General features: G+C 59.4%; 7 protein-coding genes. All 7 read right to left on the bottom strand.

The genetic code is table 11. The annotated features are described in order from the left end of the window. Positions 1 to 147: 147 nt before the first annotated feature. The 7 genes from ABHR75_RS06470 to ABHR75_RS06440 all read right to left on the bottom strand — a co-directional run bounded on the left by ABHR75_RS06470 (position 148) and on the right by ABHR75_RS06440 (position 8,538). The gene (locus ABHR75_RS06470) at positions 148 to 3,144 is read right to left on the bottom strand and encodes an AfsR/SARP family transcriptional regulator (RefSeq protein ID WP_346963908.1); all 2,997 of its coding nucleotides are present in this window, start codon (positions 3,142 to 3,144) and stop codon (positions 148 to 150) included. Positions 3,145 to 3,593: 449 nt separating this feature from the next. Then, positions 3,594 to 4,322, bottom strand: coding sequence for a glucosamine-6-phosphate deaminase (gene nagB, locus ABHR75_RS06465; protein ID WP_117583336.1), 729 nt, complete (start codon positions 4,320 to 4,322; stop codon positions 3,594 to 3,596). Positions 4,323 to 4,594: 272 nt separating this feature from the next. Beyond that, positions 4,595 to 5,062, bottom strand: coding sequence for a PTS sugar transporter subunit IIA (locus tag ABHR75_RS06460; RefSeq protein WP_346963907.1), 468 nt, complete (start codon positions 5,060 to 5,062; stop codon positions 4,595 to 4,597). A 101-nt stretch (positions 5,063 to 5,163) separates the two neighbouring features. Then, positions 5,164 to 6,501 carry a phosphoglucosamine mutase gene (gene glmM, locus ABHR75_RS06455; RefSeq protein WP_117862485.1) on the bottom strand — a complete coding sequence of 446 codons (1,338 nt, stop codon included), beginning with the start codon at positions 6,499 to 6,501 and terminating at the stop codon, positions 5,164 to 5,166. A 123-nt stretch (positions 6,502 to 6,624) separates the two neighbouring features. Continuing rightward, entirely contained in the window at positions 6,625 to 7,020 is a 396-nt protein-coding gene (rpsI, locus tag ABHR75_RS06450; RefSeq protein ID WP_022094634.1) for a 30S ribosomal protein S9, read from the bottom strand. A gap of 2 nt (positions 7,021 to 7,022) precedes the next feature. Continuing rightward, positions 7,023 to 7,466 carry a 50S ribosomal protein L13 gene (rplM, locus tag ABHR75_RS06445; RefSeq protein ID WP_022094635.1) on the bottom strand — a complete coding sequence of 148 codons (444 nt, stop codon included), beginning with the start codon at positions 7,464 to 7,466 and terminating at the stop codon, positions 7,023 to 7,025. A 193-nt stretch (positions 7,467 to 7,659) separates the two neighbouring features. Next, positions 7,660 to 8,538 carry a patatin-like phospholipase family protein gene (locus ABHR75_RS06440; protein ID WP_138114202.1) on the bottom strand — a complete coding sequence of 293 codons (879 nt, stop codon included), beginning with the start codon at positions 8,536 to 8,538 and terminating at the stop codon, positions 7,660 to 7,662. Between the last annotated feature and the right edge of the window lie 79 nt (positions 8,539 to 8,617).

Genomic DNA, 8,617 nt, shown 5'->3' with positions numbered 1-8,617 from the left:
GTCCAGGTCATCGGCCGCAAGTTCTCGCTGTATCGCGAGTCCTCACGCAAGGACATCGAGAAGATCAAGCTCGTCTAAGAGCCAATGATCCGGCGAGCCAACACATAGCAAGCTTACGGGTGCCCAAGTACTTTGGGCGCCCGTTTTTTATCGCTCGACCAGCACGCGATTGAGCCGCCCCTCCACCAAGCGCTCGTATAGACGCCGCGTCTCGGGCTCGGGCACGCCATTGACCTGCTCCCTCAGATGGTGCATATGCCCGCTGTATAGCTCGACGATATCGCGCCGCCGCCCCGCCGCACTGTAGACGCGCATGGCGCAGCGCACCATATCCTCGCGCGCCGTTTCCTGCCGAAGCCCCGACTCCGCCAGCCAAATCGCCGACTGCAGATCGTTTTCTTCTAGAGCGGCATTGGCCCCCTTAATCATGCAATCGATGTACTTTGACTGCATAATGCGTCGCATACGCAAAAAGTAGGTGGGATTACAGCCATTGGGAACATACAGCGGTCCGGCATAAAGCTGCTCAATCTTAAGGCACAGTTCAACTAAATGGGGCCCGCGCGCACCCGTGCGATTTCCCAAAACCTCGCGGCTTATCTGGTCAAACAGCCGTACATCGGTCTTGACGTAGTCGCCGTTGAGTCCGATGCATTCATTTTGGATGAGCACGCACGACTTGCCGTCTGGCGTCGGCCCCAAGGCCGACCGCAAGCGCGATATCGTCGAGTACAGGTTGTTGCGGGCGCTATTGAACTCGGCATGGGGCCACAGCTCCATGGCCAGCGTCTCACGATCGACGAGCGCATCCATGCCCAGCGCAAGCCGCTCGGCAAGTGTCGCCGCCTTCTTGCGGCGCCACATTTTGTCCGTGATGGGAAACCCGTCGCGCTCGGCGCGAAACGCACCAAACATGCGAATCTCGATATGGTCGATGGTATCAACGGCTTCAACCTCGCCAGCCTGGAACAGACGCTCGCCCTCCCCTTCCAAATCGTCGCGCAGCGAGTACCGCGACAGCTCGCGCACGGGAAGCTTCTTGCGTATCCTGCCCGCCGGCTCGCCCAGACAATGCATGGCAAGGCGCGCAAAGAGCCGATACGATGGCTCTAGAATCCCCGCACGATTCATGGACATCCAGGCCGCAAGGTCGCTGTCTCGGCCCGCACAGGCCAAATGCAGCGCCACGACCCAGGCTTCTGAGCCACCGACCTGCGTCTTGCTAATATCGAGCAGCTCCGCCTCTTCGCGAACCGATACCAGCGACGTATTGCGCAGATACGCCACGCGCTCCAGCAGCAAAGCGTTTTCGCGCATGTACGTAATCGATTCGTCGGCGAGCTTGAGCACCTGGACCGCACGGAACTTTGCGTTGACTGGCCGCCCCTCCGCCAGCGATTGCCAGCCCTCCAGCAATAGCCCAAACAGCTGAATTTGATTGTCGCGAACACGCACCGCAAAGCGGTCGAGCTCGCCAAACGCCACATCGTCGGTCACGGGCAAGCCCGCGAGCAGGCGCCGCGCCGCCAGCACCATACGCAGCCAAATGGATGGCGCCTTAAGCCCGCGGATATCGAGCGCCTCGAGTATCTGCGCCATCTTGTCATCGCGCTCGTCGGGTTTAGCAAACGAGCCGTCGAACAGCTCCACCAGCATATGGTCGGCCTGTATGAGAATCCCCGCGATGTCGAGCTCGCAATCATAGGCTTTGCGCGCCTTGAGCTTCGCGAGAACATTGCCGTCTTTCGCTCGCTCGGTTAGGTGGCGCTTGACCTCGATATGCGCGGACAGCATGTCGAGCACCTCGCAGGATGTCTGTTCTTGCACAACAGGGTTGGCGGGAAGCCCCAGGTCATTGTCGCCGTAAAAGGCGATAGTGAGCGCCTGTGCTATTTTCCAGGTAGCGGGGTCGAGCTCGCGCGCCGCCTGATCGCCCGCACGTTCGATAACGGACGCCATATACCTTGCGAGCTTTGTATTGCACACGCTGACAGCCGCCAGATACACGCCGAGCGCCTCGGCGGGTGCCGGCTCTTTCTCCTGCTTTTCCGCATTGACCATCGCCGTCGCCGCGCGGCAAATGTCCCCTCCGTGCCCGGTCAGGGCAAGATCGGCCCCATACTGCCCGGCAAGTTCCAACACCACATGGCGGTCCAAGAACGCATCGGCCAGGTCCATAGCCAAATCGCATCGGCCCGCCTTAATCAAAATGCGAGCAGCCCGCGATACAAGTTCGGGACGGATCTCGGCAACGAGCTTTCGCAGCCTCAGGCGCGCGTTGTCCTTAGCGCCCAAACACCTAAAGGTGCGATCAGACGGATCCACGCCAAAAAACGGATAATCGCGCACAAAGATGGACTGGTCGATCATCGAAAGCCTTACACCGCACGCCTCTAGCTCCGCAATGCGACCCTCGCCCATCAGCACCATCAAGCAGGCAACGGTAAACAACAGGTTGTTCTCGAGCGATGCGAGATCTGCCAGCGCCGCACCGTACACGTTGACGATTTCGTTCTCGAGCAACCCGGCAACATCGCCCTGTCCATACATTCCCGTCTGCAGGGCAGATACCAGCTCTGGCACACCCTGCGTGAGCCGATAAAAATCGAGCGATGTACTGATCGAAAACGCCGTAGCCCATGACGAATACTCATAGGCGTGCACCTTGAGCATCTGCGCATTGACTTTTACAGAATCGCCCAACCCGTGGATAAGCAATCGGTTGGAGGGGCGGCAAGTAATAAAGACCCCCGTCCCCGTAGCACGTAAGCTGCGGATTTGATCGATGAGGTCCTCTGTTTCGCGCTGCTCGAGATTGGGCACGTTGTCGATCGCAACGAGCGAATGCGGTTTGTCCTTAAGCTCATCGGCGACAACCTCGAGCTGCATAAAGAGCTCGCGTCCAATCGCGCGGTCGGCCTCGATTATCCGAACCGGCCCTCGCGTGGGATCCGATTTAACTTCCTGCACGTATTGCAGCAATACCGACGTCTTACCAAACCCGTCGGGCGCGTAAAGCAGAACGATTCCTGCCTTGCGCCCTTTAACGATGAGCTCGTTCATCAAGCGATCGCGCCGCACCATATAGCCGCCGCCCGTCGGCATCAACTCGAGGTCGTCCGTATTGCCCAGATCGTTTACCATGCCTGCTCCTCAACTCGACCATATGGACACCGTAGCTGCAGGACCATATGAGCCACCCCGTGAATAGCGCGACTTAGAGTTTTTGGTTGTCTGCCGGTACGTGTTTGGCAAGTTTTTGTACAGCGAGGCCCGATGGTAATTTATCCCCCGACCAATAGGTCTTTGCGCAGGTCAATGCGCTTGCCAGCATGTCCCATCCAATTTGCAGTGTAGCGCAGTCGTCTGTTTTTATTTGAGTTGCGCAACTCGCCTATTCCTCGCTACCGCTTGCGACTCTATAGTGGCAAATGTGCATAGAATCTGGTACGGAATGAATCTCATGATTTAGAGCCCACTCGCCAAGCATGTGGCAAGGTTTCCGTCATGCACACATTACGGCCCGCATCCACTAAAAAGGCCCCCGCAAAGCGAGGGCCTTTTGGAAAGCTATGTAAGATCGCTTGGTCGCGTTACTCGCAGAGCGAAAGAGCGGCCTCGTCAGCAACGACGACGCAATTGGTGTGGAGCTGCAGGATCGAAGCGGGGCACTCGGGCGTAACCGGGCCATAGCACATATCGTGCACAGCCTGAGCCTTGGCCTCACCGTTGGCGACAACCAGGATCATGCGGGCATACATGATGGTCTGGGTGCCCATGGTGTAAGCCTGACGGGGCACATCATCGATGCTGTCGAACAGGCGGCTGTTGGCCTGAATGGTGCTCTCGGTCAGATCGACGCAGTGCGTACCCTTGGAGAAGTGGTCATCGGGCTCGTTGAAGCCAATATGACCGTTATTACCAATGCCGAGCAGCTGCAGATCCGGGTAACCGGCGGCAGCGACGATCTTGTCGTACTCGGAGCAGGCAGCAGCGGCATCGGGGTTGGAGCCATCGGGCACGTGCGTGTTGTTCAGATCAATATTGATGTGATCGAAGAAGTTCTCGCGCATAAAGTAGTGATAGCTCTGGGGATCGTCGTGCGAAAGACCGCGATACTCGTCCAGGTTGTAGGTGCTGACCTCGGCAAAGTCGACGTCGCCCTTCTCGTACCAAGCGGCGAGCTGCTTGTAGGCGCCAATCGGGGTGGAGCCGGTGGCAAGACCCAGTACGCAATCGGGCTTGAGGATAACCTGGGCCGAGATGATATTGGCGGCCTTACGGCTCATATCCTCGTAGTCTTTAGCTTTAATGATCTTCATTACGCGTCCTTTCTCGTACAAAAGAGGCAAGGCTCCCCTTACAAGCACTTGCCCGCGGCCCGCGTCGGCCGCAACCAACGTGTGCGGCCACCAGGGCGAGGTCGCGTAATGTATGTGTCTCGTGTCTAGCCGCGTCGAGGCCCCTGCCCGTCCACGGTGACCCAAAGCTGTTTAGCCTCGGACGTTTCCCATCTTGCCACGGAGGGCGCCCTCTTTCAAGGGCGCCCTCCGTAAACGTGTTTGAATTGTAGGCTAAAGGCCGAGCGCGCTCACTAGCGCTCGCGAGCGACGATGAGTTGGTCCATCTCCTCGACGTGCTCTCCAACGGAGCCCTTAATGCTCGAGAACTCAACGGAGTTGCACACCAAGATGGGAACCGTCACATCGTAGCCCTCGGCAGCAATTGCCTCGCGATCGAACTCGATGAGTACATCGCCCTTATGGACGATGTCACCCACTTGCGCATGTACGGTAAAGTGCTTGCCCTCGAGCTGAACAGTGTCCAAACCAACGTGAATAAGCACGTCCAAGCCATCGATCGTGTTAAGCGCAACGGCGTGTCCCGTGGGAAAAATGGCCTCGACCTTGGCGTCTGCCGGCGCAATCACGCGCGTACCCGTAGGCTGAATCGCCACGCCCTGGCCCAAAAGGCCGGTGGCAAATGTCTGGTCATTGACCTCGGACAACGGAATGACGTCGCCCGAGATGGGAGCATCCAGCGTAAGGACTCGACCACGCATACCAAAAGACCTTAGGACTTTAGTGAACATGATCCCCCTCGGACATACCAATCAACCAAAATAGCTTTAACAGTTTACCACTTGGCACCCGTTTTTGACCATTAGGGAAGTTCGCGCTTGACAACCTCGACGATGTCGTCGACAACACGCTGGGTCAGCTCGTGCGTCTCGGCCTCGGCCATCACGCGGACCAGCGGCTCGGTACCGCTCGGGCGCACCAGAATGCGGCCGCGGCCGTCAAGCTCCTTCTCGGCAGCAGCGACGGCATCCCAGATGGGCTGGCAATCGTCCAGACCAGCCTTGTTGTCGGAATGCACGTTGACGAGCACCTGCGGGTACTTCTTCATGATGCCGGCAAGGTCGGTGAGGGTACGACCGGTGCGCTTGAGCACGGCCAGCAGCTGCAGAGCCGTCACCAGGCCGTCACCGGTGGTGTTGTGCTCCAGGAAGATGATGTGGCCGGACTGTTCGCCGCCGATGACGGCGCCGTCCGCGAGCATGCGCTCCAGAACGTAGCGGTCGCCCACGGCGGTCTGGACCATCTCGAAGCCCTGCTCCTTCATAGCGATGGAGAAGCCCAGGTTGCACATGACGGTCGAGACGATCTCGGAGTTGGCGAGCTTGCCGCGAGCGGCGAGGTCAGATCCGCAGATAGCCAGGATGTAGTCACCGTCGATCTCATTGCCCTCGCTGTCCACGAACAGCACGCGGTCGGCGTCGCCGTCGTGGGCCAGACCGATGTCAGCATGGGTGCGCAGCACGAGCTCGCGCAGGGGCTCAAGGTGCGTGGAGCCACACTCAACGTTAATGTCAGTGCCGCAGTAATCGGTGTTGATGGCATGGACCGTGGCGCCCAGGCGCTGCAGCGCGGCGGGCGTGGTCTGGCAGGAAGCACCGTGACCGCAGTCGACGGCAACAACCAGGCCGTCGAGCTTAAGGCCGTCGAGCGTGCTGATGGCATGATCGACATATGCCTTGCGGGCGTCCTTCATCTTGATGATGTGACCCACACCGGCGCCGGTCGGCAGCGTGTCGGCAGCCATGGCCTCCTCGGACATGACCCAGGCGCTGATCTCTTCCTCAACCGCGTCGGGAAGCTTCATGCCCTTGCGGCTAAAGAACTTGATGCCGTTGAACTCCGGCGGATTATGCGAAGCAGAAATGACGATGCCGCCATCGAGCTCGTTTTGGACGGTGAGCAGCGCCACGGCCGGCGTAGGGATAACGCCGCAGCAGTGCGGGCGGCCGCCCTCGGCCATAATGCCGGCGGTCAGAGCACTCTCGAGCATGGTGCCCGAAAGGCGCGTGTCACGGCCGATGCAGATGTCCGGACCAAGAAACTTGGTCGCCGCGCGGCCCAGGCGAAACGCGAGGTCGCACGAAAGATCGGCGTTGGCGACGCCACGGACGCCATCGGTGCCGAAGATGTTCTGGGGCATAGGATCGCTCCTTCCCTAGTAGGCGATATGCAACCGCCCACCCTAGTCGAAAAAGAAAAGCGGGACCCGCCGAGGAATCGGCAGGCCCCGCTTGTACATTGTATCTCGAAAGGAGATAAAACCTTAGCGCTTGGAGAACTGGGGAGCGCGGCGGGCCTTCTTGAGGCCGTACTTCTTGCGCTCGACCACGCGAGCATCGCGCGTAAGGAAACCGGCCTTCTTGAGGTCAGCACGGTAGTCGCCAGCGTTCAGAAGAGCGCGAGCGATGCCCAGGCGCAGAGCGCCGGACTGACCGGAGATGCCGCCGCCATCGCACAGAGCGATAACGTCGAACTGACCGGCGGTGTCGGTCACCTTGAAGGGAGCAAGGGCGTTCTCAACGAGCTGATGACGGCCGAAATACTGCTCGGCGTCACGCTTGTTGATGGTCACCTTGCCGGTGCCGGGGACGAGACGGACGCGGGCGACGGCGTTCTTACGACGGCCGGTACCCTGGTAGACAACGGTGTTCTCAGCCATCTTTAAGCCTCCAGCTCAATCTTCGTGGGGTTCTGGGCAGCATGCGGATGCTCGGCACCAGCGTAGACCTTAAGCTTGGTCATCTGGGCACGGCCGAGGGTGGTCTTGGGCAACATACCGCGAACGGCGCGCTCGATGACCTTCTCCGGGTGCTTCTCCATAGCCTGGCGGAAGCTCTCAGCCTTGAGGCCGCCGTTGTAGCCGCTGTGGCGATAATAGGTCTTCGTATCGGCCTTGTTACCGGTAAGCTGGACCTTATCGGCGTTGATGACGACAACGAAGTCGCCGCAGTCGCTGTTGGGCGTGAACTGGGGCTTGTTCTTACCGCGCAGGATCATTGCGATCTGGGTGGCAAGACGGCCCAGGACAGCACCATCGGCGTCAACGAGAACCCAGTTGCGCTGGACCTCGCCCTGCTTGGCGTAGTGAGTCGATTTCGAAATCACTTAGACTCCTCCATGTACAGTACGTGTTGTTACAGAGATTCACGGGGCTCTGCAAGTAACCCGTCCATATTACCCCGCTCGCCGTACGAGTCAACAGGTATTTTGGCTCCGACCAGAGTTTCTGCACATGTCATCCACGAGCCGTGATTTTCCAGCTCTTTAGCTGTTGCCATTTTTTGAGGGTTCGCCGTCGTTAGCGCTCAACGAACTCTTGGATTTCCGCGAGCAGACGCTTTGCCTCCTGACGGCCCTGGATATACAGGTCCAAAAGCTTTGCCGAATCGTGCTCGACATGGCCGACCTCGACCGGCTTTTGCGGAGCGACGACCAACGCACGGCCCTCGCGCTCATACTTCCACAGGTGCATGCGCTGGATGTTGTAACGGTCGTGGCGCGTCTCGATAGCCTCGAGCAGATAGGGGTAGTCGGCATAGCGGGCGCGCGCGGCAGGCATAAACTCGTAGGGCTTTTTCTCGTACGAGCGGTCCTGCGTGACAATGACAACCGCGCGATCGAAGCCCGCCTCCTCCAGCACGTGCTCGATAGGAACCGAATCGGCCACACCGCCGTCGACGTATTTGTGCCCGTCAATCTCGACCGGCGGCGTCACCAGCGGCAGCGACGTCGATGCGCGCACAGCGTCGAGATCGAGCACGGCGCTTTTGACCGGCAGGTACGCGGCGGTTCCAAAAAGCATGTCCGTCGCGACGGCGTACATCTCGATGGGGCTCGCGTCGAACGTCTCGTTGTCAAAGGGGTCCAGGCGGTCCTGGACATCGTTGAAGATAAAGTCGTAACCCACAATAGAGCCCGTGGACGCAAACGATGCGGCGCCCATGAAGCGACTGTCGTTGCAGAAAGCCAGGTTGATGCGGTTGGCACGGCCGATCTGGTGCGACTTATAGTTCACGCCGTTGAGGGCGCCGGCCGAGACGCCGTACACCGCCGGGATTTCGACACCAGCCTCCATGAGGACGTCGAGCACGCCTGCGGTAAATTGCCCGCGAAAGCTACCGCCCTCCAGGACGAGCGCGACCTTGCCGGCGTTCTTTGCCTTATCTTCTGCAGTCATGTTGACCTCCTGCGATTGCGTTTTGGCTTTCTTCTACCCAGTTTTGGGATGGTGAGAGCGCAGGTTTTTCGAGGCGGCA

Source organism: Collinsella aerofaciens (assembly GCF_039752955.1).
Taxonomy (GTDB): Bacteria; Actinomycetota; Coriobacteriia; order Coriobacteriales; family Coriobacteriaceae; genus Collinsella; species Collinsella aerofaciens_BI.
The sequence above is the reverse complement of the archived record's forward strand: the minus strand, read 5'-3'. Positions and strand labels throughout refer to the sequence as shown.